At 62.9% G+C, this 22,847-nt stretch carries 19 protein-coding genes; 11 read left to right on the top strand and 8 right to left on the bottom strand.

The window, feature by feature from the left end; translation table 11 throughout:
* Positions 1 to 18 precede the first annotated feature (18 nt).
* The 3 genes from N536_RS0101860 (at position 19) to N536_RS0101845 (ending at position 4,949) form a co-directional block, all read left to right on the top strand.
* Positions 19 to 555, top strand: coding sequence for a TetR/AcrR family transcriptional regulator (locus tag N536_RS0101860; RefSeq protein ID WP_197040043.1), 537 nt, complete (start codon positions 19 to 21; stop codon positions 553 to 555).
* A gap of 79 nt (positions 556 to 634) precedes the next feature.
* The gene (locus N536_RS0101855) at positions 635 to 3,661 is read left to right on the top strand and encodes a protein kinase (protein WP_029112053.1); all 3,027 of its coding nucleotides are present in this window, start codon (positions 635 to 637) and stop codon (positions 3,659 to 3,661) included.
* A 343-nt stretch (positions 3,662 to 4,004) separates the two neighbouring features.
* Positions 4,005 to 4,949: a zinc-dependent alcohol dehydrogenase family protein gene (locus N536_RS0101845; RefSeq protein WP_231514382.1), complete on the top strand. Its 945-nt coding sequence runs from the start codon at positions 4,005 to 4,007 to the stop codon at positions 4,947 to 4,949.
* A gap of 278 nt (positions 4,950 to 5,227) precedes the next feature.
* Here the strand turns inward: N536_RS0101845 and N536_RS0101840 are convergent, their stop codons facing one another.
* Complete coding sequence (locus tag N536_RS0101840; protein ID WP_029112050.1) at positions 5,228 to 5,884, bottom strand: helix-turn-helix domain-containing protein; 657 nt, start codon at positions 5,882 to 5,884, stop codon at positions 5,228 to 5,230.
* 491 nt (positions 5,885 to 6,375) lie between these two features.
* Between N536_RS0101840 and N536_RS0101835 the strand changes: the two genes are divergently transcribed.
* Together N536_RS0101835 and N536_RS0101830 are read left to right on the top strand one after the other, a co-directional pair.
* Entirely contained in the window at positions 6,376 to 7,575 is a 1,200-nt protein-coding gene (locus N536_RS0101835; protein ID WP_369798362.1) for an SCP2 sterol-binding domain-containing protein, read from the top strand.
* Positions 7,576 to 7,627: 52 nt separating this feature from the next.
* The gene (locus N536_RS0101830; protein ID WP_029112048.1) at positions 7,628 to 8,590 is read left to right on the top strand and encodes a PDR/VanB family oxidoreductase; all 963 of its coding nucleotides are present in this window, start codon (positions 7,628 to 7,630) and stop codon (positions 8,588 to 8,590) included.
* Between the two features lie 16 nt (positions 8,591 to 8,606).
* On the opposite strand, the gene N536_RS0101825 is transcribed toward N536_RS0101830, so the two are convergent.
* The 5 genes from N536_RS0101825 to N536_RS0101805 all read right to left on the bottom strand — a co-directional run bounded on the left by N536_RS0101825 (position 8,607) and on the right by N536_RS0101805 (position 13,081).
* Positions 8,607 to 9,635, bottom strand: coding sequence for an LLM class F420-dependent oxidoreductase (locus tag N536_RS0101825; protein ID WP_029112047.1), 1,029 nt, complete (start codon positions 9,633 to 9,635; stop codon positions 8,607 to 8,609).
* Positions 9,636 to 9,689: 54 nt separating this feature from the next.
* Positions 9,690 to 10,469 carry an SDR family oxidoreductase gene (locus N536_RS0101820; protein ID WP_029112046.1) on the bottom strand — a complete coding sequence of 260 codons (780 nt, stop codon included), beginning with the start codon at positions 10,467 to 10,469 and terminating at the stop codon, positions 9,690 to 9,692.
* 64 nt (positions 10,470 to 10,533) lie between these two features.
* Entirely contained in the window at positions 10,534 to 11,298 is a 765-nt protein-coding gene (gene fabG, locus N536_RS0101815; RefSeq protein ID WP_029112045.1) for a 3-oxoacyl-ACP reductase FabG, read from the bottom strand.
* 202 nt (positions 11,299 to 11,500) lie between these two features.
* Positions 11,501 to 12,103 (bottom strand): TetR/AcrR family transcriptional regulator, encoded by a 603-nt coding sequence (locus N536_RS0101810; RefSeq protein WP_029112044.1) that lies wholly within the window; start codon positions 12,101 to 12,103, stop codon positions 11,501 to 11,503.
* Between the two features lie 144 nt (positions 12,104 to 12,247).
* A complete protein-coding gene (locus N536_RS0101805) occupies positions 12,248 to 13,081 on the bottom strand; it encodes an MBL fold metallo-hydrolase (RefSeq protein ID WP_029112043.1) in 834 nt (277 codons plus the stop codon).
* A gap of 229 nt (positions 13,082 to 13,310) precedes the next feature.
* On the opposite strand from N536_RS0101805, the gene N536_RS0101800 reads away from it, so the two are divergent.
* The 5 genes from N536_RS0101800 (at position 13,311) to N536_RS0101780 (ending at position 18,161) form a co-directional block, all read left to right on the top strand.
* Complete coding sequence (locus tag N536_RS0101800) at positions 13,311 to 14,132, top strand: crotonase/enoyl-CoA hydratase family protein (RefSeq protein WP_029112042.1); 822 nt, start codon at positions 13,311 to 13,313, stop codon at positions 14,130 to 14,132.
* A 56-nt stretch (positions 14,133 to 14,188) separates the two neighbouring features.
* Positions 14,189 to 15,370 (top strand): acetyl-CoA C-acyltransferase, encoded by a 1,182-nt coding sequence (locus tag N536_RS0101795; protein ID WP_029112041.1) that lies wholly within the window; start codon positions 14,189 to 14,191, stop codon positions 15,368 to 15,370.
* Positions 15,371 to 15,436: 66 nt separating this feature from the next.
* Positions 15,437 to 16,939: a coniferyl aldehyde dehydrogenase gene (locus tag N536_RS0101790; RefSeq protein WP_029112040.1), complete on the top strand. Its 1,503-nt coding sequence runs from the start codon at positions 15,437 to 15,439 to the stop codon at positions 16,937 to 16,939.
* Positions 16,940 to 16,959: 20 nt separating this feature from the next.
* The gene (locus N536_RS0101785) at positions 16,960 to 17,409 is read left to right on the top strand and encodes a MaoC family dehydratase (RefSeq protein ID WP_029112039.1); all 450 of its coding nucleotides are present in this window, start codon (positions 16,960 to 16,962) and stop codon (positions 17,407 to 17,409) included.
* Positions 17,410 to 17,744: 335 nt separating this feature from the next.
* Entirely contained in the window at positions 17,745 to 18,161 is a 417-nt protein-coding gene (locus N536_RS0101780) for a PPOX class F420-dependent oxidoreductase (protein ID WP_029112038.1), read from the top strand.
* Positions 18,162 to 18,291: 130 nt separating this feature from the next.
* On the opposite strand, the gene N536_RS37115 is transcribed toward N536_RS0101780, so the two are convergent.
* On the bottom strand, positions 18,292 to 19,407 hold the full coding sequence (locus N536_RS37115; protein WP_029112037.1) for a carbon-nitrogen hydrolase family protein: 1,116 nt from the start codon (positions 19,405 to 19,407) through the stop codon (positions 18,292 to 18,294).
* On the bottom strand, positions 19,404 to 20,942 hold the full coding sequence (locus tag N536_RS37110) for an NAD(P)/FAD-dependent oxidoreductase (protein ID WP_051574152.1): 1,539 nt from the start codon (positions 20,940 to 20,942) through the stop codon (positions 19,404 to 19,406). Before N536_RS37110 ends, N536_RS37115 begins: the two co-directional genes overlap by 4 nt.
* A gap of 163 nt (positions 20,943 to 21,105) precedes the next feature.
* On the opposite strand from N536_RS37110, the gene N536_RS0101765 reads away from it, so the two are divergent.
* Positions 21,106 to 22,641, top strand: coding sequence for an AMP-binding protein (locus N536_RS0101765; protein WP_051574151.1), 1,536 nt, complete (start codon positions 21,106 to 21,108; stop codon positions 22,639 to 22,641).
* Positions 22,642 to 22,847 lie beyond the last annotated feature (206 nt).

Here is a 22,847-nt window from a genome sequence, read left to right as displayed (position 1 = left end):
AATACGCGGGAAAGAATCTTGGCCACCGCCAGACTGGTCGCGCAGGCGCGCGGCTACGGCGGGTTGAGCTTCCGGGATCTCGCACGTGAGGTGGGCATCAAGGCCGCCAGCGTCTATCACTACTTCCCCACCAAGGCGGAACTCGGGGTCGCACTGGCGCGGCGCTATTGGGAGGACTCGGCCGCCGCACTCGAGGCACTGTTGGCCGAATCCTCTGATCCCACCGTCGCGCTCCGCCGATACCCAGAGACGTTCCGCATGGCGCTGTCGAACGACAATCGCCTCTGCCTGGCCAGCTTGATGGCCGCCGAATCGGACTACCTACCGGAGCCAGTGAGGAAGGAAATCCAGACCTTCACCGATGTCAACGTCGCTTGGCTGGCCAAGGTCATGGTCGCTGCGTCGCTGGTGGATCCGGAGAGCGCCGAACCGCGGGCTCGCGCCATCTTCGCCGCAGTCGCCGGCGCTCAGCTACTTGCGCGAAGCCGCACCGAAACCGCACTGTACGACGCCGTGATCGACAGCTACCGCGCGGCGGGCTTGCTACCGGCATAACGGGTACGGGGCGCAAAAGTCAGCTCGCCCCTTCTTTGCTGAGCTGGCGTTATGCTCGTCTCATCGCAGGAAGCCGGTGATGGACAGCGACCCACTCCAGACGCAGCGTGACGAAGGCTCTGCCGTCGTCTCGGAGTTGAGCGCTGCCGGGTTCGATGATGCCGAAGAGATCGGCCGGGGCGGTTTCGGCATCGTCTTTCGGTGCACACAAGCAGCACTCAGCCGCGAGGTCGCGGTCAAGGTGCTCACCGCCGAACCAGACCAGAACCGGGAGCGCTTCCTGCGGGAGCAACGCGCGATGGGCGTGCTCACCGGTCACCCGAACATCGTCGGCGTGCTGCACGTCGGCGAAACCGAGAGCGGCCATCCGTATCTGGTCATGCAGTACCACCGCCCCGGTTCGCTGGACGCACGGATCCACGACGTTGGTGCCCTGCCGGTGGACGAGGTACTTCGACTCGGCGTGAAATTGGCAGGCGCATTGGAGACGGCGCATCGCGCGGGGATCCTGCATCGGGACATCAAGCCGGCCAACATCTTGTACACCGAATTCGGCGAGCCGGCCCTGAGTGATTTCGGAATCGCCCACATCACAGGCGGATTCAAGACCGCGACGGGCGTCTTCACCGGTTCGCCAGCGTTCACCGCTCCCGAGATCCTCAGCGGTGATCCGCCCAGCCAGGCTTCCGACGTGTACGGGCTCGGCGCCACCCTGTTCGCCGCCCTGACCGGTCACGCGGCATTCGAGCGCCGCAGCGGCGAGCAGGTGATCGCCCAGTTCTTGCGGATTGCCAGCGAGTCGGCGCCGAACCTTCGCGAAGGCGGAGTCCCCGACGACGTCGCGGACATCGTCGACATGGCGATGACGCGCGACCCCCGTGACCGGCCGTCCGTCGTCGAACTGTGCGAGCAGATTCAGCGCGTCCAAGCCCGGCATGGTTTCCCCGTCGACGAGATGGCGTTGCGCAGCGAACGCACGAACCGACCGCCACGGCAAGCGACGCACACCTCGGGCAGCGGGCGGACACTTGGGAACATTCCGCTGGAGATGACCAGCTTCGTCGGTCGCCGCAACGAGTTGGCGGAGGTCAAGAAGTCGCTGTCGGCCGCCCGTCTCGTCACCTTGACCGGCATCGGCGGGGTGGGCAAGACCCGCCTGGCGCTGCGGGTTGCAAGCGACGTGCGGACGGACTTCCGCGACGGTGTCTGGTTCGTCGAGTTGGGCGAACTGCGCGATGGGTCGATGGTGGTCGACGCGGTGACGGCGACTCTCGGCGTCCGCGATCAATCAGCGAGACCACCGCTCGAGGTGTTGATCGAGTTCTTGAGCAACCGCAGACCGCTACTCGTACTCGACAATTGCGAGCAAGTGGTCGACGAAGCGGCGAAGCTCGCCGAAGCGCTGCTGCGGGCCGCACCGGAGTTGCACATCCTGGCGACCAGTCGAGAGGCGCTCGGCATCGGCGGCGAAACCGTCCTCCCGATATCGCCGCTGTCGTGTCTTGAGGCCAACTCCGAGTACCCAAGTCTTGGGCCCTGCAACGACGCGGTGGCATTGTTTGCCGAACGTGCTACCGCCGCAGTGCCCGGCTTCGAGCTCACCGCCGACAACATGGCGACCATCGCCCAGATCTGTTCGCGCGTAGATGGTTTGCCGTTGGCGATCGAGTTGGCGGCGGCACGCTTGCGGGCGATGTCACCAACTCAGATCCTGGACCGGTTGTCCGACCGCTTTGCGCTCTTGACCCGCGGCAGTCGAGGTGCGCCGACTCGCCAACAGACGCTGGCGTGGAGCATCGGGTGGAGCCATGACTTGTGCACTCCCGACGAGCAACAAGTGTGGGGACGGCTCTCCGTCTTCTCCGGAAGCTTCGAACTCGCAGCGGCCGAAGACATTTGTGGTCATGACGTGCCGGCCGAGACGTTCGACGATCTGGTGTCGTCCCTCGTCGACAAGTCGATCCTGCTGCGGACGGAAGTTCGCGGTGAAGTCCGACTGCGGTTGCTCGACACCGTGCGCGACTACGGCCGTGAGCGACTCGAGCAGACCGACGAATACCCACGACTGCGGCGACGGCACCTCGATTGGTACCGCCAGTTGGCGCACGACGCCGAGGCCGGATGGTTCAGCGCCGACCAAGTCCAGTGGCTCGACCGAGTGCAGCGCGAGCTTCCGAATCTGCGGGAGGCACTGGACTTCAGCATCCTCGAAGGCAGCCCGGATGCACTCGAGTTCGCCGCCGACCTCTATCAATTCTGGTTCTTGCGTGGACCGTACAGTGAGGCGCGTCGCTGGCTCGACCGCGCGCTGGCAGCAGCACCGGATGAGCCGACGACGGCTCGCGCTCGCGCGATCTACGGCGCGTGCATGATCGCGAGCACCCAAGGCGACTTACCGGCGGCAACTGCTCTTGTCGCGGCGGGACGAGCACTGGTGCAGCGGACGCCCGACCCGATCGCCCGCGCCGCCGTGGCCATCGGCGACGGATTCACCGCGCTCGCCATCGGCCAACTCGACCATGCGTGCGCCTGCCTGCAGGAAGCCGCCGATGAACACGTCAAGCCGACGATGCGCGGCGGTGCGTTGGTAATGCTCGGCTGGGCAAGGGAATTGCATGGCGAACCGACGACGGCCATGGCCTGTTACGAAGCAGCGCTCGCGCTTTCGGAGTCCCATGGCGAATCGATGTACCGGATGATTGCACTGTTGTCGATGGGGACCGTCAAATGGCGCCACGGCGAGGCCGACGATGCGATACGGCTGGTCCGGCAGAGCCTTCAGCTGGCTCAACTGGTGAACGATCGACGCACGGCCGCATACTGCTTCGAGTCGCTGGCCTGGATCGCCGGCGATGCCGGCCGCCCACGGATCGCGGCGGTGCTGCTCGGAGCCGCAGCCGGACTCGCCAAAGCGGTTGGAAGTACCAGCTTTCCGTTCGCGCATATGTCCGTTCACCACGACCAATGCGAAGACGCGGCTCGACACGCCCTTGGCTTAAAAGAATTCGATATCGCCCGTCAGGAGGGCTATTCGCTCAATTTCAACGACGCGATCGAGTTTGGGCTCGAGGCCGACCTCGATGGTGGTGCGACGCGTAGCCCGTAATCGATGACTAGGTCCAGACCGCCCGGATCCGGCCGGTGCGGAAGTCCGAGGGCCTGCCAATCAGCCGAGTACCGATTTGCGAATCTTCGTGGTCTTCTCTCGTTCCCGTGTGCAGGATCGATGACAATCTCGCGGCGACGTCGGCGGTCGCGTTCTCGCTGTCCGTCCGGAAGGTGTGGTGGTCTTGCGGGGCGCCAGTCATGCCCCGCCGGGCGACCCTGCTAGACTATTACGTCTAGACCCCATCGTCAGATCCGGGCAAAGTTCCGACAGCTCGGTCATACGACCATGACCGGAGGTCACGGTGAAGACATTGCAAATAAAGGCCTTTGGGAAGCCGACCGTGGCTCCGGAACTGATCGAGTCGGACCCTCCCGAACCCAAAGCCGGACAGGTGGTCGTTGCACTCGAGGCCGCGCCCATCGATCCGTCGGACCTGCTTCTCATCAGAGGCTGGTATGGACATCGCCCGGCCCTGCCCGCCGCTCTCGGCACCGAAGGCGTCGGTCGAATCGTGGCCGTGGGCAGTGCCGTCGATCCCGTCCGCGTGGGCGAGCGGGTCCTGATCCTTCCCACTCTGCAGCACGGAACCTGGCAGGACCAGATCGCGGTCGACGAAGGCGATGCGATCCCAGTCGATCCGGGGGCCGACCCCCTCCAGCTGGCGATGCTCGGTGTCAACCCGCTCACGGCCGATCTTCTGCTCCGTAGTTTTGTGGATCTCCCGCCGGGCGCGTGGGTCGGACAGACGGGCGCCAACTCGGCCGTCGGCCGCTACGTCATTGCCCTCGCCAAACGGGCCGGCGTCCGCACGCTCAACGTGGTGCGCCGCCCTGAGGTCGCGGCCGAGCTGCTGAAATCAGGCGCCGACGCCGTGGTCGTCAGTGGGCCGGACCTCGATGAGCAGCTGAAGAAGGCGCTCGGCGATGAGCGGCTGTCGCTGCTGCTCGACCCGATCGCCGGAGAATTGATCGCCGAACTCGCCCCTTGGGTTGCCCACGGGGGCACCCTCGTCAGCTATGGCGGGATGAGCGGGGGCCCGCTCGTCGTCGCACCCCCCGACATAATCTTCCGTGATCTGACCGTCCGGGGCTTCTGGCAGAAGCACTGGATGGACGCGACTCCCCGCGACGAGATCGCTGCCGCGTACACCCCCCTCGCCGCCCTGGTCGCCGACGGCACCCTGCGAGCTCCCGTGGCGGCCACCTACCCGCTCGAGCAGTATCGGGACGCGCTAGTACACGCCATCAACGCCGAGGGTGCCGGAAAGGTGCTCTTCACCTGGTGAAGGTGAAGTCAGCCGGCGATCTGTAGAGGGATCCCAGATCGGCCTACACGTTCGTCTGCTGATGAGCCCAAACTCGTCACGGTAGTACCCTGGTGAGCCGCAAACGAATCCGCCGACATCACCGAGGCGATGGTGTACCTCTGCGGTCGATCGGGCCGCTACATCACCGGCATCACCTTGCCAGTCGACGCTGGGCCACCAGGAGGGCGTTGCACTGAATTTCAACGATGCGCTGGAACCCGGGCTGGGAGCCAAGTTCGACGACGGGGATGGATGAGTCAGGCTGACAGTTGGAAGGCCTGCTGCAACTCGGCCACGGCATCGCCGGCGCCGTCGAACCTTATCCGTCGCATCGCCGCCTGACGTCGCGCTGCCGTAGGCGCCAGCCGCGCCGTGATCAGATCGGCTGCGGTTGCCTCTACGGTCACTGCAAGTGCATCACGCCCTGCCGCCAGTTCGCCTCGGTCGATTGAGAAGTCGAAGGTTCGCTCGTCGACTCTGACGCGGTATGAGGCGCGGATGTCGGCGGCGCGTGACGGGTCGAAGCCCATGAGCAATCCAACGAGGAATCCACCCAGTGGCGTGCGGACAGCGTTGTCGGCGTCGAATTGATCGATCCCGAAGTTCGCAATGGCCTGGAGAACAGGAGTGAACTTGCACCAACCTGCGTCGCTGAGTTCGTACACGGTGCGTGCAATGGGCGGGGGCATGTCGGTGCGTTGGATGAGGCCTGCCTCTTCCAACGCACGAAGTCTCTCCGCCAGCAGGTTGGTGGCAATCCCCGGCAACTCTGCGCGCAGGTCGCTGTATCGGCGGGATCCGCCCACCAGCTCACGCAGAATCAACAGAGTCCATCGCTCACCGAGGATGTCCAGGCCCAAGGCGACGGGACAGTTCTGATTGTAGGTCTTGCGAACAGCCACAGCTGGAATCATACGCTCTCCACCATATCAACACTGTTTCTATCTTAGTGCTTGATAAACATGTCGACAGGACCGCCGCAATCTTTGGCCGAAGGCCTATGTCCGACGTGATACATGGATGTCGCCGCGTCTTGCCGCCTCCGTGCTGCCACGACTGCCGGGCAACATGATTCTGCATCAACTAGTTGCTTTTCTTGTCTACGTCTTGGATTATCAGTACGTCAGCACTCCTCGGCCGACGGTGCACCTGAGGATCGCTGACCATGTCGTCGGGACGGCGCGAAGGTCGCCGCGGCACTCGGTCCACGTGCTCGCGAGGGCGCGCTCCAATCCGATCCGTTCAAGAGAGGCACTTTCTCGTGGCTAAGCAGAACAAGCTCGAAGAGCATCCGAATGTGATCGCGGTGCGGCAGCGGGACGCCGACGTAAAGCCTGCCAAGCCACTGGACGAGTCCTGGTTGCGCCAACTGTGTCTCGACGCCGGCGCCGACGACGTGGGGTTCGTGCACGTCGATCGGCCCGAGATCGAAGACCAAAGGGCTGATCTCAACGCAGCGCTGCCGGGCGTCAAGGTATTGGTCAGCTATGTGTGCCGGATGAACCGGGAGAACATCCGCACTCCGGCACGTTCGGTGGCCAACCTGGAGTTCCACCACACCGGCGACCATTCCGATGACGTCGGCCGAAGCATAGCCGCCAAGCTCGAAGCGGTCGGTGTGCGCGCCATCAGTCCAGCAATGGGATTTCCCATGGAAATGAACAACTTTCCCCGGAAATCATGGGTAGTCAGTCACAAGCCGGTCGCGGTGGCGGCCGGGCTGGGAAAGATGGGCATACACCGCAACATCATTCACCCGAAGTTCGGTAACTTCATTCTGCTGGGCACGGTGCTGATCGATGCGGAGGTCAGCGACTACTCGCAACCGATCAGCTACAACCCTTGCCTCGAATGCAAACTGTGCGTGACCGCCTGCCCCACTGGTGCGATCGCCTCGGACGGGCACTTCGACTTCTCCGCCTGCTACAGCCACAACTACCGCGAATTCATGGGTGGCTTCACCGACTTCGTCGAGGACGTCGCCGACAGCAAGGACTCCATCGACTTCCGCTCGAAAGTCACCGCGAGCGAATCGGCGTCCATGTGGCAAAGCTTGTCCTTCGGCGCCAACTACAAGGCTGCGTATTGCATGTCGGTCTGTCCGGCCGGTGAGGACGTGCTCGGACCCTGGCTCGACGATAAGAAGTCACACCTCGCCGACGTGGTGCGTCCCCTGCAGGCGAAAGTGGAACCCGTCTACGTCATCGAAGGTTCCGACGCCGAAGAGTTCGTGACCAAGCGCTATCCCCACAAAACCGTCAGGCACGTCGGACAGACCTTGCGAGCCACGAGTATCGACGGCCTTGTCGAAGGCCTGCCGATCATCTTCCAACGTGAGCAAGCGAAAGACGTCTCCGTGATGTACCACTTCACCTTCACCGGATCCGAGAAGCGGAGGATCACCGTGACCATCCGCGACCGAGAACTCGATGTGGCCGAGGGACACCACGGCAAGCCCGACATCCATGTCACCGCAGACTCGGACACCTGGATACGTTTCCTGAACAAGCAGGCTTCCATGCCATGGGCACTCGTGACTCGACGCATAAAGATCAAGGGTTCACCATTGCTCTTGCGCATTTTCGCGCGCTGCTTCCCCACGTAACTCTGCGTGGCAGAACACTTCCCCGAGCTGACCCCAACGAGAAGAGCCGAACATGAACATGTTCTTCGTGGACACCGAACACGACCTCGTCTTAGACAGGAAGTCGGTCGTCGCCGAGGACGTCGTGATGCTGACGTTGCGCGATCCACTGGGCCGGCCGGCACCCAAATGGCACCCCGGCGCCCACATCGACCTGATGCTGGGCGACGACTTGGTAAGGCAGTACTCATTGTGTGGAGACCCTACCGATCGGTCCAGCCTGCAGGTTTCGGTGCTGCGCGCACCGAACAGCCGCGGTGGATCACGCCATGTGCACGACGACTTGGTCGAAGGCCAAAGGATCCACGTTCGAGGTCCGCGCAACAACTTCGAATTCGTAAGCGAGAAGCGCTATCTGTTCATCGCAGGTGGGATCGGGATCACCCCGATCCTGCCGATGGTGGCGGCTGCTCACGCGCAAGGCGCCGACTGGCGCCTTGTCTACGGGGGTCGCACACGGTCATCGATGGCGTTCCGCGATGAGCTGCAGAGCACCTACGGAAAGCGGGTGCAGATACGTCCGCAGGATGAGTACGGACACCTGGATCTGAAGTCACTGCTCGGTCGCCCGAAGCGGCGGACAGCGGTGTACTGCTGCGGCCCGGAACCGTTGCTCAATGCGGTCGAGTCCGCCAGCACGAAGTGGCCGGCAGGAGCGCTGCACCTGGAGCGCTTCGCGCCGAAGAGGATCGAGGGCGCCGACGCAGACCAGACGTTCGAGGTCGAACTTGCGCTCTCCGGCGAGACGGTGACCGTGACCCCGGACATGTCGATCCTCGACGCCATCGAAGACGTTGGGGTGCCGATGATGTCATCGTGCGAAGAGGGCGTCTGCGGCACGTGCGAGGTCGCAGTGTTGTCGGGACAGATCGACCATCGCGACTCCGTCCTCAACGGCACGGAACGCGCCGCCGGCAACAAGATGCTGATCTGTGTCTCCCGCGCTCGCGGTGACCGCCTAGTCCTCGACCTTTAGTCGGGCTCTCGGAATTTCACGCGAGGATCTCGGCGATCGTCTCGAATTGCGCAGCCGGTCCGCTGATGAGGGCGGTCGTGATGACTGATTCCTTCCACGACACGGCCTCGCCCTTGACCTTGTCGAGTGGCCCCACCAGGGCAACGTCTTCGACCAGTGCAGTGGGCACCGCTGCGATCGCATCCTCTCGATGGCCGTCGAGGTAGAGCTGCTGAATCTTGGCGCACTCGCCTTCATAGCCCATTCGGGCGAAGACTTCGTAGTGGAAGTTCGCCCCCTTCGCCCCCATCCCCCCGATGTACAGGGCCAGCATGGGCCGCAAAAGGTCGGCGCCCGCGTCGACGTCGTCGGCAACTATCACCGGCACCATCGACACCACCTCGAACGTATCCAGACCCTGGTGCCTACTCCCCGATCGGCCGAATCCCTCAGCGAGCGCCGCGCGGTAGAAGCCATCGCTCTTCGGCGAGAACCAAAATGGCAGCCAGCCATCGGCGATTTCCGCGGCCAAGGCGACGTTCTTTGGGCCTTCTGCTGCGAGCATCACCGGAATGTCCTGGCGTAGCGGATGAACCGTCGACTTGAGTGCCTTGCCTAGCCCCGTGCCACCGCGATGAGGCAGCGGGTAGTACTGTCCGCCGGCGACAACCGGCTCTTCGCGCGCGATGACCTGGCGCACGATTTCGATGTACTCGCGAGTTCGGGCGAGCGGCTTCGAATACGGTTGCCCGTACCAACCCTCTACCACCTGCGGCCCCGATGCTCCGAGCCCGAGAATGAAGCGGCCACCGCTCAGGTGGTCCATGGTGATCGCCGCCATCGCCGTGGCAGTGGGGGTGCGGGCCGACATCTGCATGATCGAAGTACCGAGTCGCAAGGTGGCGGTGGACGCTCCCCACCACGCCAATGGACTCAAGGCATCCGAGCCGTACGCCTCGGCCGTCCATACCGAGTCGAAGCCCAGTCGCTCGGCTTCTGCGATCTGATCCAGCACGCCGTTGGGTGGACCGGCCGACCAATAGCCCGTATTGAGTCCGATCTTCACGAAATTCTCCTCACCGTTGGTCTCCTGCAGTCCAGTCGCCCATGTCGGGGAATTTCAGTGGGCCGGCCCTGTCGTACTGATGCCGCCGTCGACGGGGATGACCGCGCCGGTCATGTACGTGGTGGCCCGCGAGGACAGGTAAATGACCGCTGCAGCAATGTCTTCCGGTGTCCCAACGCGACCGACACGCGTCATCGCGCGCACTTCGTCTCCGTGGTCACGCAGGGTCGCCTCCATCATCTTCGAGGGGAAGGGTCCAGGAGCAATCGCGTTGACGAGGATCGTCGGAGCCAGCTCTGCGGCGAGGTGAGTGGTGAGGTGGTGCACCGCCGCCTTCGACGCGGAGTATGCGTAGTTGTTGAAGATGGGAACAATGATGCCGTCGATGGAACCGATGTTGATCACACGCGCCGGATCGTCTGGGGTGGACGCCTTCTCGAGCAGCGGAAGGGCGAACCTCGTTACGTTGAAGACTCCCTTGACGTTGAGGTCCATCACGCGGTCCCAGCCGGACTCGGGATACTCCCCGATCGGTGCACCCCAGCTGACTCCCGCGTTGTTGACCAGGATGTCGATCGAATCCGTCTGTGCCTCAACCTCCTCGACGAAGAGCCGGCATTCGGATTCCTGGCTCAGATCGCGCGCGAATGCGTGCACCTTGCCGAGCTTTCCAAGTTCCTGCGCTGCCTGCTCACAGGCGTCTGCCTTGCGTGACGTGATGAAGACCTCAGCGGCGCCGGCCTCCAGCAGACCGTGGGCGATCATGTACCCGATGCCACGGGTTCCGCCAGTGACGATCGCCTTCTTACCGCGAACTGAAAATAGCTCCTGCATGTTCAACTCTCTATCTAGTATGGGTTTTCGCTATCGGGTTAGGACGTTGACGGGTGAAAGTGCCTCACGCTTTGGGGCCGCCGGCGACGTAGAGAATCTGACCGGACACGAAGGACGCTTCCTCGGAAGTGAAGAAGGCGATTGCGGCCGCGATATCTTGGGGCTGGCCAACTCGGCGAACCGGGATGTCGGCGGCGAAGGTTTCCTTGAGCTGATCGAACGACACGCCCATGCGCGTTGCCGTAGCCGCCGTCATCTCAGACTCGATGAATCCGGGCGCCACCGCATTGACCGTGACACCGTAGGGACCCAGCTCGATCGCCAAGGTCTTGGTGATCCCCTGCACGCCTGCCTTGGCCGCCGCGTAGTTCATTTGACCGAAGTTCCCGAGCGCCGAGACGCTGGAGAGATTGACGATCCGGCCCCAGCCGGCTTCGCGCATGTGCGGCTGGACAGCTCGACTGAACAGGAAGTTCCCGCGAAGGTGGACAGCGGTCACCGCATCCCAATCGTCTACCGACATCTTCCGCAACACGTTGTCGCGCGTGATGCCGGCGTTGTTGACCAGGATCGTCGGACCTCCCAACTGGTCCGCGATCGCCGCAGTCGCATCGGTGACGGAATGTTCGTCGCTGACGTCGGCCGCTACCGCAACAGCGGTGCCGCCCTTGTCCTCGATTGCAGTGGCAACCGACTTACACGCTTGCTGGTCGAGGTCGACGATCGCCACGGCGTGGCCGTCTGCCGCGAGCCGTGTCGCGACTGCGGCGCCGATGCCGCGTGCTGCGCCCGTCACAATGGCGACGCGCTGGGTGTTGGCTTCAGACATGCGTAGTTTCTTCCATTAGTTGCGTCTGACGATCGACGCAATCGCGGACCGTATCCGGTGCAGCACGGGAGGCGCCGCGATGCTTAGACTAAATCGTCTAGACCGGATCGTCAAGCCCGGAAGTCGCTACGAGCAACGGTCGACGTGGCTACCGCCTACTGTCGCATCCCGGAGAAAATCCAAGCGCTGCAACCGATCACACCTAAGCGCTCGGTTCGACGACGATCTTGATCGTTGTCGCCACCGCGGCCAAGGTGTGCTTATCCCGTGTGGAGAGGGCGATCACGAGCGAACCCTGGATCAGAGAAAGCACTGCATCAGCGAGATCCTCGGCAGTTCGGTCTTGCCGGACGTCGCCGTCGGCCTGACCTGCCGCCAACAGATCGACGATGCCGCCCTTCCAAGCCTGCAACTGAGTGTCCAGCTGTTCGCGGAATGAGTCGGAGGCGGCGGCCACCTCCGTGGAGAACTTGCCCACGAGGCACGCCCGCTCGTAACCGGATTTGACGAAGATCTGCGATATCTCTTTGAAGTACCCGACCAGCTTTGCGGATGTACTCAAGTTCTTCTTGACCGCCCACTTGTTGAAGAGGTCGATCTGAAACTGCATGTAGCGGTCGAGAACCGCCTGACCGAAGACGTCCTTCGAGCCGAAGTGGTGATAAAACGATCCCTTGGGCACCCCGGCAGACGCAAGAATGGCGTCAACGGTAGTGCCGTGAAACCCCTGCGCGTAGAACAACTTCGTGCCATGCCGGAGCAGACGCTCCTTGTGCGGTAAGGCTTCTACGTCTTGACTGTTCATCTCTCGACCTCAAATGCTGGTGAAGGAAGGATTCGCACCTACACCGCTGTAGTTCCGAAATCCCTCACATCGTAGGTTTGACGATCAAGTCTAGACCGGTTCGCCTACCGCCGGCGACCCGACGGGCCGAAGCTGTCCCTGGCGCTAGGCGTCCTGGCGCTTCTTTCGTTTGAACGCGGTGACAGCCGACATCACCAACGCCGAGGGATTGACGTGGTCGGGATAGAGCTCTTGCATACGCCGGACCAGTTCCCGCGAGTCGGCGCTAGCGCCGAAGAACTCGATGAACTTCGTCAGGTAGTGGCGGGTTTCACCGATGCATGCCGCGTCGTCGCCCAGCGTCGGTGACTTATGACCGGCGATCACCGTCGTCGGGTTGAGTGCGGCGATCTGGTCGACGCTGGCCACCCACTTCGGCCAGTCGGCGGGACCACTGGCCGCCAGGAAGGGATTGACTCCGTTGTAGATCGCGTCGCCGGCGATCACCGCGCCAATGGATGGAATGTGCACGATCGACGTCGGAGAGATGTCGGCCTGCTCGAGGTCGATGACTCGGAGTTCATCGTCGTCCAGCTGCAGGGTCCCAGAATCGAGGGGCTCAGGTACGACAGTGCTGTCGAGGCCATGGCTGCCGCAAAGCTCGACGGCGAACTTCCTTTCCGTACTGTGGTTTCCGGCAATGTATGCGGCCACCAACGGAGTCGCCACCGCCCGTGCGTCGGGAAACTCCGCTAACAGCATGTCGAGTCCGAAGTAGTGGTCGAAGTGGCCGTGCGTGATGAAAATCGTCGTCAGAGTCTTGCCCGATGCCTCGATGCGACGAATCACCTCGCGCACGTCGGATTCCCTGTACTGAGTGTCCACCAGTATCGCTTGGGTGTCCCCGATGATGAGCGTCGAGGTGGTGGGCGAGAAGATCCCGCCATTCCCCAGCTCTAGCGCTTCGGAGGTGAAAACGTCCAGGGCGATGTCGGTCATCCGGTGCTTCCTAACTCGATGGGTCCGCAGCGGGGCGATAGAAGCGCAAACGTCTCAGCGCGTTCACTGCACGTCGCTTTAGACTAAAACGTCTAGACGGAGGCGTCAAGTAGGGGTGAGTCGCGCGGCCCTGGCACTCGTGTACCACCGTCAGGCGTGTTTGTTCTATTCGAGACATCAGCCTGGTTCGTACCGTCATTGGAGGCCAACCCCAAGGAGAGGACCGCAGATGTCGGGCACTACAGCCGAAGTACAGGCAGGACAGAATCAGGCGACCGGTGGCGTCGTCACCGAGGTCCAGGGTCATGTGTTACTGATCGGACTCAACCGACCAGAGAAGCGGAACGCCTTGACGCCGGAGATGTTCGCCGAACTTTCGGCCATCTACTCGCGCTACGACAAGGACGACAATCTGCGTTGCGCCGTGTTGTACGGGGAGGGCGCCGTGTACAGCGCGGGCGCCGACTTGACGCGACTTCATGAATTGACGGAGAGCGGCGGCTTGAATTACGGCCCAGACGAGTACGACCCGTTCGGAACCGAGGGCGCCCGCCTATCCAAGCCGCTGATCACCGCCGTTCACGGCATGTGCTTCGCGGGCGGACTCGAGTTGGCGTTGTGCGGCGACATGATCATCGCCGCCGAGGGCACCTTCATCGGGCAGCCTGAGGTTGCTCGCGGCCTGTTTGCATTCGGAGGTGGCGCCGCTCGCTGGAGTGATCGGGTCGGCTGGGGGAATGCCATGCGCTATCTGCTCACCGGAGACATGCTCAATGAGCAGGAGGCGCTGCGGATCGGGTTGATTCAGGAAGTAGTTCCGGCCGACCGGCTCAAGGAGCGCGCGATCGAACTGGCGACGATGATCGCCGGTGCCGCACCGATCGGCGTAAGCCACACCCTCGCCGTCGCCCGCCGCGTCCACGACGAGGGACTACAAGCCGGCTTGAACGCGATCGGGCCTTTGCGTACCCACATCCTGGGCACACAGGATGCGGCCGAAGGACTGGCGTCGTTCAAGGAGAAGCGCACTGGCAACTACGTGGGTCGCTGACCTTCCCAAACCCTTCTGCCAACAACACTTATCGATTCATCACCAGAGGATTCAAAATGCGTGAAGCCGTCATCGTCTCAACCGCCCGCACCCCGATCGGGAAGGCCTATCGTGGCGCCTTCAACGACACCCACCCCGCCACGATGGGTGGACATGCCGTCAAGCATGCGATCGAAAAGGCGGGGATTGAGCCGGCCGAGGTGCAAGACATCGTCATGGGAGTGGCCATGCCGCACGGCTCGGGCGGAGGAAACATTGCCCGACACATCGCGCTCCGAGCCGAAATCCCGGTCACCACACCGGGTCTCACCGTGAGCCAGTTCTGCGCTTCGGGACTGGAAGCCATCGCCGTCGGTGCTTACAAGGTGCTCAACGAGGGACTCAATGTCGTTGCGGCTGGCGGCGTCGAAACCATCAGCCAGGGCCAGATACCGGGGGTCGACCCGATGGTCACGGAGCCATGGGTACTGCAGCACAAGCCCGACTACTACATGCACATGCTTCAGACCGCCGAGGTGGTGTACGACAGGTACGGCGTCAGCCGAGAGTCACAGGACGCCTACTCGCTGCAAAGCCAGCAGCGCACCGCCCTGGCGCAGTCCAAAGGACTCTTCGATCAAGAGATCGTGCCGATGGAGTCGATCAAACGCGTCGTCGACAAGCAGACTGGCGCAGAGTCTTTCGAGACCGTCACCCTGACCCAGGATGAAGGGAACCGCCCGAGCACTACGCTCGAAGGACTTCAGTCGCTCAAGCCAGTCGCTCGTCCCGATGGCTGCGTCACCGCCGGCAACGCCAGTCAACTCTCGGACGGGGCGTCTGCCGTCATCGTAATGAGCGGCGAAGAGGCCGAACGTCAAGGGATGCAACCCCTCGGGTACTTCCGCGGCTTCGCCAGCGTCGGTCTTGAGCCTGACGAGATGGGCATCGGTCCCATCTTCGCGGTTCCTGCCCTGTTGGATCGATTCGGTCTCAGCATCGATGACATCGGACTGTGGGAACTCAACGAGGCGTTCGCCGTGCAGGTGGTGTACTGCCGCGACAAGCTAGGAATCGACGACGAGGTCCTCAACGTCAACGGCGGCGCGATTTCGATCGGCCATCCCTACGGAATGAGCGGCGCGCGTATGGCCGGGCACGCTTTGATCGAAGGCAAGCGGCGCGGGGCGAAGTATGTCGTCGTCACCATGTGCGCTGCAACCGGTATGGGCGGCGCCGGACTCTTCGAGATCGCCTGACTTCACGGCTCGTTCTCGGGCCCGGTTGTCTTTGTTTCGAGTTAGCGGTTTAGAGAAGGAGTTTTCATGACTACCACTGATAAGGCCAAAACCGTTTCGGCGGCGCGGGTGGGTAACGGCGCGGTTAGCGTGGCGGGCGGCGATCACGCGGAGTCGGTCGCTGCCGGTGAGCTCGGGGAGGTGTTTGCGCGTCAGCGTGCCGCGTTCGACCGCAACCCTGCGCCGTCATTGCAGATGCGCAGGGCCACGTTGCTCAAGTTGCAGAATTTGATCGAACAGAATCGCACCATTCTGGCCGAAGCCGCCAACAAGGACTTCGGCACCAGGTCGGGGTTCGAGACCGAGATGTCGGAGATCGTGGGCACGATCAGCATCATTCGCTACATGCGGCGCCGGCTCCGGTCATGGATGTCGGCGCGCAGGCGGTCGGTCTCGATCTGGTACATGCCGGCCAAGAACCGCGTCGAGCCGGGACCGCTGGGGGTCGTCGGTGTGGTCTCCCCGTGGAACTTCCCGCTGCACCTGGCGTTGATTCCTGCGGCGACCGCGCTGGCCGCGGGCAACCGGGTGATGCTCAAGGTCAGTGAGTTCACCCCGCACACGTCGGCGGTGCTCAAGCGCCTCATCGAGGAGAACTTCAGCCCGGAGCTGTTCTACGTCACCGACGGCGGCGGTGAGGTGGCCTCGCAGTTCACCACGCTGCCGTTCGACCACTTGTTGTTCACCGGATCGACCCCGGTGGGCAAGATCGTGGCCAAGGCTGCCGCCGAGAACCTCACCCCCGTGACCCTGGAACTGGGCGGTAAGAGCCCCGTCATCGTCGACGGTAACTACCCGCTTGAGCGCGCGGCCGCCAACGTCGCGTGGGCCAAGCTCTACAACGGCGGTCAAGTGTGCGTCTCACCGGACTATGTCCTGGTGCCGCGCGGACGCGAGAAGGAGTTCGCCGTCGCCGCGCGACAGGCAGCCCGCGCGCTGTACCCGAAGGCTGCCGGAAACCCGCAGTACACCGCGATACTCAACCAACGCCACTACGACCGCATCACCGGTTACGTGACCGAAGCCCAGGCACTCGGCGCGGAGATCATCACCGCCGAGGATCCCGAGTTGGGCAGGGAACGCCGGCAGCTTCCGCTGACCATGATCATCAACCCACCGGCCGACTCCACGGTGATGAAAGACGAGATCTTCGGGCCGGTCCTACCGATCATCGGATACGACAGCGACGACGCCGCAGTCGATTTCGTGAACTCCCGATCGACACCGCTGGCGATGTATCTGCTCAGCGACGGGAAGCGCCGCCAACAGAAATGGTTGACCCGCATTCCCAGCGGCAGCGCCGTGGTCAACGACCTGATGGTCGGCTACCTGCAAAACGATCTGCCCTTCGGGGGACTCGGCGGATCAGGACACGGCGCCTACCACGGGCGCGAAGGGTTCGACGCGATGTCGCATCTGCGCCCAGTCATGTACCAACGCCACATCTTTGGACGCACCGGTGGTCAAATGCTGTATCCGCCCTACGGCACCATCGCTGACGTATTGCTCAAACTCATGCGCCGGATCTAACAACACTTAAGGACACCTACATGAGCACGTGGACCCTGGACCAATTGAGTGGTGCAGTCGGTACGCATCTGGGTTACAGCGACTGGCACACCATCACCCAGGAGCAGATCAATCAGTTCGCTGACGCCACTGGTGACCACCAGTGGATACACACCGATCCGCAAAGAGCCGCCGATGGGCCGTTCGGAGCCACGATCGCTCACGGGTATCTGGTGTTATCGCACATCCCGCTATTTCTCAGCGAAGCGTTTGAGATATCTGGATTGACGATGGCAGTCAACTACGGCAGCAACAAGGTTCGGTACTCAGCACCGGTTCCCGTTGGGTCGAAACTCCGCGGTGGAGTGGAACTCATCGACTTCACGCAACGGCCGAACGGACCAATGATTGTCCTGCGGGTGACCATAGAGCGCGACGGGAGCGACAAGCCGGCGTGCGTGGCTGAAGTGGTATCGCTGGCAGTGCCATGACGAAGTTGCCGCCGGCGGTTGATGTCACCGGCGTGTTCACTGCGGGCCGCCCTGTGATTCCACGGGTGGACGTTGGCACCGCTCGTGTACGAATGTTGACGCCATCGAGCAAATGTCGAGACCCGTGGATCGCAGGTCTGCCACAGTGGTCTTGGTCAACGGGTCCGACGGCGGGTGGAGGCGGCTTCGCGCAAGGGAGCGTTGTCCGCTAAGTTGTAACTGGAACTCCGTATCCCGCACCCGAGAATGACGTCGCAGATGGGCGCGAGACCCCAATTTGGTTGGGGAGGAGGTGGCGACAGATTCGTTCTGTCCATTCCACCTTGGGAGTTGTCATGTTCACCGACGCAGAGATCGCTTACTTGCTTGCTCAGCCGCTAGGCCGGATCGCCACTATGCAGGCGGGAGCGCGCCTCCAAGTTAGCCCGGTCTGCTACACCTTCGACCCTCAGACCGGTTGCTTTGAAATAGCCGGTATCGACATGGCCAGCAGCCAAAAGTTCCGGAATGTGTCCAATAACGGGCGTGTGGCGTTCGTCGTCGATGATCTTGTCTCGACCGTTCCGTGGCGTGTGCGCTGCGTAGAAATCCGCGGTCATGCTGAAGCGATCAGGGCATCTGCCCAGCCAGGCGACAGACGCGACGGGTCAGTTATTCGTATCCATACCGAACAGATCATCAGTTTCGGGATCGACGATGACCGCGACCCGCACGACCTCGCCGTCCACAACCGCAGAGTTCACGGCGTTTGACTGCAACCTGTTGCCAAACCGTCGGACCTGCTCTGCACGCACATGGCCAGTCGGCCGTCGGCGGTCCTCGAATCGAGGACGGTGGATTCGTGGTGTTGTTAGGGCAGATCGTTTTGATACGCCGGCGCCGTCATGTCAGCTGTGCCTCCGTGTCGTCGGTGGTCGCGGTGATCGCTTCTTCGACGGGTCCGGCGGCCAGGGCGCCCAGCGTGAGCTCAGAGGATGCGTCTGCCGGGATGTAGTTCGGCAGATCGGTAGGTACGCCCTGCTGCCAGGGGAACCCACCCAGTGCGTGCCTAACCTTGTAGGAGATGCGGCCGTGCAGCTTCTGGTAATGCCAGAGGCCCTGGACTATTCCCGCCGCCGGTTGCGTCCAGAAGCCGGTGGGAATGGGGTGAATGGGCTCCTGCGGGCCGATTTCCACTTCGGCGCAGGCGATTGCGTTGTAGTCCTCGGGACCCAAGTGCGCGAGGATGGTGCCCGAGGCGTCGACGATCTGCGAGTCGCCACTGAACATGGTCGACCAACCGACACCGGGCAGCATCGGTGTGTCCGACTCGACCGGTCCCACATGCTGTGCGACCGCGACCGGAGCGCCGACCATCCGCGCCATCGTGGTCAGCGCTGCACCACACGCCAAGGCGTTGTACTGATGGTCGCGTGCCATCCAGTCACGCATCACCGGCCATGTCGGGCCTCCCCACCAACACGACCCGCCCAGGACGACGTCGACCTTGTTGCGTAACCGCCTCGCGGTACGCGAGCGCCCCCACTCGAATCCCATTGCCATGCCGACGTTTCCGAAGGAGGTGGAGGTCAGTCCATGGTCCGTGCCCGCTGTGTAGAAGTTGGTTTCCCACATCGACGGCTCGTCCTTGTCGTGCAGGTGGGTCGTGCCGTCGGGTTCAGCCAAGACGTAGGTGTGTCGAGCGTGTTGCCCCCGCACCGACAGAAATCCCCCGCCGACCGTGCAGTGCAGTTCTTGAGCCAGCCGTACGATCATCTGATACGGAGCACCGTCGACGGGTTGGGGAACTCGCCGCAACGATCGATGGAAGACGTTGGGTGAAGTCATCGCCTCGGGCAGCAAGATCACGTCCGGCGAGTGCATTACCGACGCTTCCCGGACCAACGATGCGCAAAGACGAAGGTTCATCTCCACTGCGCCAACGGCGAGATGTGGTTGGACGACGGCAATCCGCAGCATCTTGCGCTGTGCTGTCTTGCCGTTGGGCGATGTGGTCATCGTGGCTCCAGACTCGCGAGATCGTCATGCTTAATGCTGGCAGCAGTGAGTAAGCCCACCGCTTCGTTGAAGGCTGGAACCGGCCGAGAAGAACCTTTTCCGTGGTAACCCCAAGTCCGCGGTGCATTCGTCGTGACGACGGTGTGGCGTTGCAGCGCAACCGCATCGGACCAGCCGTCACGCCAACGGCGCGCGTTGCCGGCACGCGCACGCCCACGCAGCGCGATTTCGGCCTTATCCCTAAGGAACGAGAATTTCAGCTTGAGCTCTGCTGCACTGAACCGTAGGGTCCCCGCACGGTCCTCGCGTGAGCGGATCAGCGATTTGGCCGACCATCGAGCAAGCCGCCGGAACGAGAAGAGACGTTCCAACGAGAGAGTCCGTGTGTACGCGTTGCCGAACTCACTGTTGAACGACGGGCTGGTTTCCAATTCCCGCCACAGCTCGGCCTCTGGGGCGGCGAGGGAATGGGTACGGGTGTACCGGCCCGCGAGGTACAGGCTAGGCAAGACACCGCGATCACGCTCGCGCTCGTAGGACCGCAACGCCTTGTCGATGCTGCTGTCATCCTTGTCGAGGACGGGCCCCAGTTTGTCGCCCAGTACGGTCGCCCACAGCACCGCGTCGTGCATGCCGTGGGCGATCACCGGATCCTTGAAGTGCCCAGCGTCACCCACCAGTGCCCACCCCGGCCCCGAGGAAATTCTGAAGTAACTGGATAGGTCCTCGGTATACCGTTGCTTGGTCTGCACATTCACTCCCTGCACCAGCTCGCGCAGCCTCGGCAGCATGGCCAGCTTGGTCGCCCACATGCTGTCGGGATCGGACCGGAACTTGGCGATGTCGGCCCGAGGGGGCATCAAGAGCACCAGCGCACCGTCATTACAGGGGAAGTGAAAGCCGATCGTGTCGCCCACCCGGGTCATCAGCCACGAGTCACGCACCGGCCGCGGGTCGTCGACGTAGTACCAGACCATCCCGCGCTGATTCGGCCAAATGCGGTACGGCTCAGCCGAACCTACCCAGCCCGCCACCGTCGAACGCCTGCCGTCCGCGCCGATCACCGCACGCGCCCGGATCAGAACCTCATCACCCGAGGCGCTCTTGGTCCACACTCCTGACAAGCGACCACCGGCCCAGAAGGGCCGCACCGCCTTGGTGCCCTCTCGGACGTCGACTCCGCTTTCTCGCGCGGTGTCCACGAGTGCGGCGTCGAAGTCGGGCCGCCGGACGTTGAACCCGTAGTCGATTCCCTCGGGCGTCTGATAGTGGCATTCGGGCTCATAGTCTTCGGCGTACATCCGGAAGCCATGCAGCGGCGGAGCCCCGGTCGCCAGAATGCGGTCGAGTGCCCCCAGACGCCGAACCGTCGCGACGACCGTTGGTGTCATGAGGTGTGTCGACAACGTGTCCGAGGGGAAGTTCGCCCGGTCGAGCGCAATCACCTTCCGGCCGTGCTGGGCCAGTGTTATCGCCGTACTTGCGCCGGCCGGTCTGCACCCGACAACGACGACGTCGGCATCCTCGATGCGCATATTTGAACCTCTCTTCGACGATGATGCCGATGCTATGACCGCTGTGAGCCACGCAACATCCTCCTACCGCCGGATCCATGTCCTTCGAAGAACGGTTTTCCTAGACCAAAGTCCTCCCTAGGTTTGTCATAGAGGTAAACCAAAGAACTAGGAGGGCATCAGAGTGCTCAACACTGCCCAGATCCTTTCGGGCGCAGTAGCCGTCAACTCCGAACGGATCGCACTCAGGAGCGGCGATCTCACGCTGACGGTTGGGAGCCTCGACAGTCTCGCCAAGAAGTGCGCCCGCCTGTTCGCGGGCGAGGGCGTCGGCCCCGGCCATCGGGTTGCCGTCGTGATGCCGAACGTGCCGCACTTCGCCGCGGTCTACTTCGGCGCCTTGCGCACCGGCGCCACGGTTGTTCCGCTGTCTCCGTTGATGACTGCAGTGGAGTTCGAGTACATCTTCCGAGACTGCACACCAACGGTTGTCGTTGCATGGAACGGCTTTCACGAAGCGGCGGCCAAGGCCGCTGAGGCCTGCGGCGTCCGATTGGTGTACTCGGCCGGGCCGCCGAGTGGGCCGGACACCGGGCTGCCCGACCTCGTCGCCAGCGTTGAGGCTGGGACGGGCAGTGCGGAGGTGGTGTGTACCGACGCGTCCGATATTGCGGTGATCATCTATACATCGGGCACCACCGGCGCCCCGAAGGGCGCGGCTCTGACCCACGACAACCTGGTGTGGAATGCGCGCCTCTTCAGTGACGCGGTTGAACTGACACCCGGTGACGTCTCACTGGCGGCGTTGCCGTTCTTCCACTCCTTCGGTCAGAGCTGCATCATGAACGCGGGCCTGCAATCCGGCGCCGAGCTGGTGCTTCAACCTCGTTTCGATGCCGCCGAAGCCTTGGACCTCGTCGAGCGTCACCGGATTACGGTGCTCATGGGAGTTCCGAGCATGCTCGCGGCATTGTTGGCGGAGCAAAGATCCCGGCGAAGGGACGTGTCCTCGCTCCGATGGCTGGCTTCGGGCGGCAGCGGGCTGGCATCCGGCCTCCAGGAGGACCTCGAGCAAGAGCTGCTAGTACCAGTCCTTCAGGGCTATGGGCTATCGGAGACCTCACCCATAACGCATGTGTGCCGACCTCGTCAGCCGAGGAAGGGCACAGTTGGTCCCCCACTATGGGGCATCGAGCATCGAGTCGTCGACGACGAAGGCCTGACTTTGCCCGTGGGCGCCGTGGGGGAACTCCTCGTGCGAGGACACGGTGTGATGTCGGGATACTTCGGACGTCCGGAGGCGACCGATGCCGTGATCGACTCCGAGGGCTGGTTCTCCACGGGCGATCTGTGCTCGATCGACCAGGATGGCTACTTGAGGATCGTTGATCGAAAGAAGGAACTCATCATTCGCAACGGGCACAATGTGTATCCGTCCGATATCGAGGCCGTCTTGAGCGAACATCCGGCGGTGGCACTGTCCGCCGTGATCGGCGTACCCAACGACAAAGTCGGGGAGGAGGTTGCCGCAGTCATCATGCTGAAGCCCGGCGCTGAGGCGACGAACGAGGAGATCACCCAGTTCGTCAAGGAGCGGGTCGCGAGCTACAGCTACCCCCGGATCGTGCGGATCGTCGGCGAGCTGCCGCTGGGCCCGACAGGAAAGGTGCTCAAACGAGCCATCGACCTGTCCTCCTTCAGCCGCACCCGCCAGTCTTAAAGGGCCGGCCCCGGAAAGAGATTCGTGGGCCCCGGTGGTAGCACCGATTTGGGTGGCACCGCAGTCCCACCGATTGGCACACCCGTTCTAGCGTTTCGGGTTCCTCATCCCTAGCGTGAAATCTATTCAGCGGGGACTGATTTACGACAGGTGTGTACGACCTTGGAAATCAACAGCACCACTGTAAGCGGAGCTCCATTCCGTAT

The organism is Mycobacterium sp. URHB0044 (assembly GCF_000620625.1).
GTDB lineage: Bacteria > Actinomycetota > Actinomycetes > Mycobacteriales > Mycobacteriaceae > Mycobacterium.
This window is presented reverse-complemented; position numbering and strand designations above follow the sequence as displayed.

Excerpts from the sequence above, each read along its gene's own strand:
- N536_RS0101855 (WP_029112053.1), top strand. The coding sequence starts at position 635 with ATGGACAGCGACCCACTCCAGACGCAGCGTGACGAAGGCTCTGCCGTC.
- N536_RS0101840 (WP_029112050.1), bottom strand. The coding sequence starts at position 5,884 with ATGATTCCAGCTGTGGCTGTTCGCAAGACCTACAATCAGAACTGTCCC.
- N536_RS0101830 (WP_029112048.1), top strand. The coding sequence starts at position 7,628 with ATGAACATGTTCTTCGTGGACACCGAACACGACCTCGTCTTAGACAGG.
- N536_RS0101820 (WP_029112046.1), bottom strand. The coding sequence starts at position 10,469 with ATGCAGGAGCTATTTTCAGTTCGCGGTAAGAAGGCGATCGTCACTGGC.
- fabG (WP_029112045.1), bottom strand. The coding sequence starts at position 11,298 with ATGTCTGAAGCCAACACCCAGCGCGTCGCCATTGTGACGGGCGCAGCA.
- N536_RS0101810 (WP_029112044.1), bottom strand. The coding sequence starts at position 12,103 with ATGAACAGTCAAGACGTAGAAGCCTTACCGCACAAGGAGCGTCTGCTC.
- N536_RS0101805 (WP_029112043.1), bottom strand. The coding sequence starts at position 13,081 with ATGACCGACATCGCCCTGGACGTTTTCACCTCCGAAGCGCTAGAGCTG.
- N536_RS0101800 (WP_029112042.1), top strand. The coding sequence starts at position 13,311 with ATGTCGGGCACTACAGCCGAAGTACAGGCAGGACAGAATCAGGCGACC.
- N536_RS0101795 (WP_029112041.1), top strand. The coding sequence starts at position 14,189 with ATGCGTGAAGCCGTCATCGTCTCAACCGCCCGCACCCCGATCGGGAAG.
- N536_RS0101790 (WP_029112040.1), top strand. The coding sequence starts at position 15,437 with ATGACTACCACTGATAAGGCCAAAACCGTTTCGGCGGCGCGGGTGGGT.
- N536_RS0101785 (WP_029112039.1), top strand. The coding sequence starts at position 16,960 with ATGAGCACGTGGACCCTGGACCAATTGAGTGGTGCAGTCGGTACGCAT.
- N536_RS0101780 (WP_029112038.1), top strand. The coding sequence starts at position 17,745 with ATGTTCACCGACGCAGAGATCGCTTACTTGCTTGCTCAGCCGCTAGGC.
- N536_RS37115 (WP_029112037.1), bottom strand. The coding sequence starts at position 19,407 with ATGACCACATCGCCCAACGGCAAGACAGCACAGCGCAAGATGCTGCGG.
- N536_RS37110 (WP_051574152.1), bottom strand. The coding sequence starts at position 20,942 with ATGCGCATCGAGGATGCCGACGTCGTCGTTGTCGGGTGCAGACCGGCC.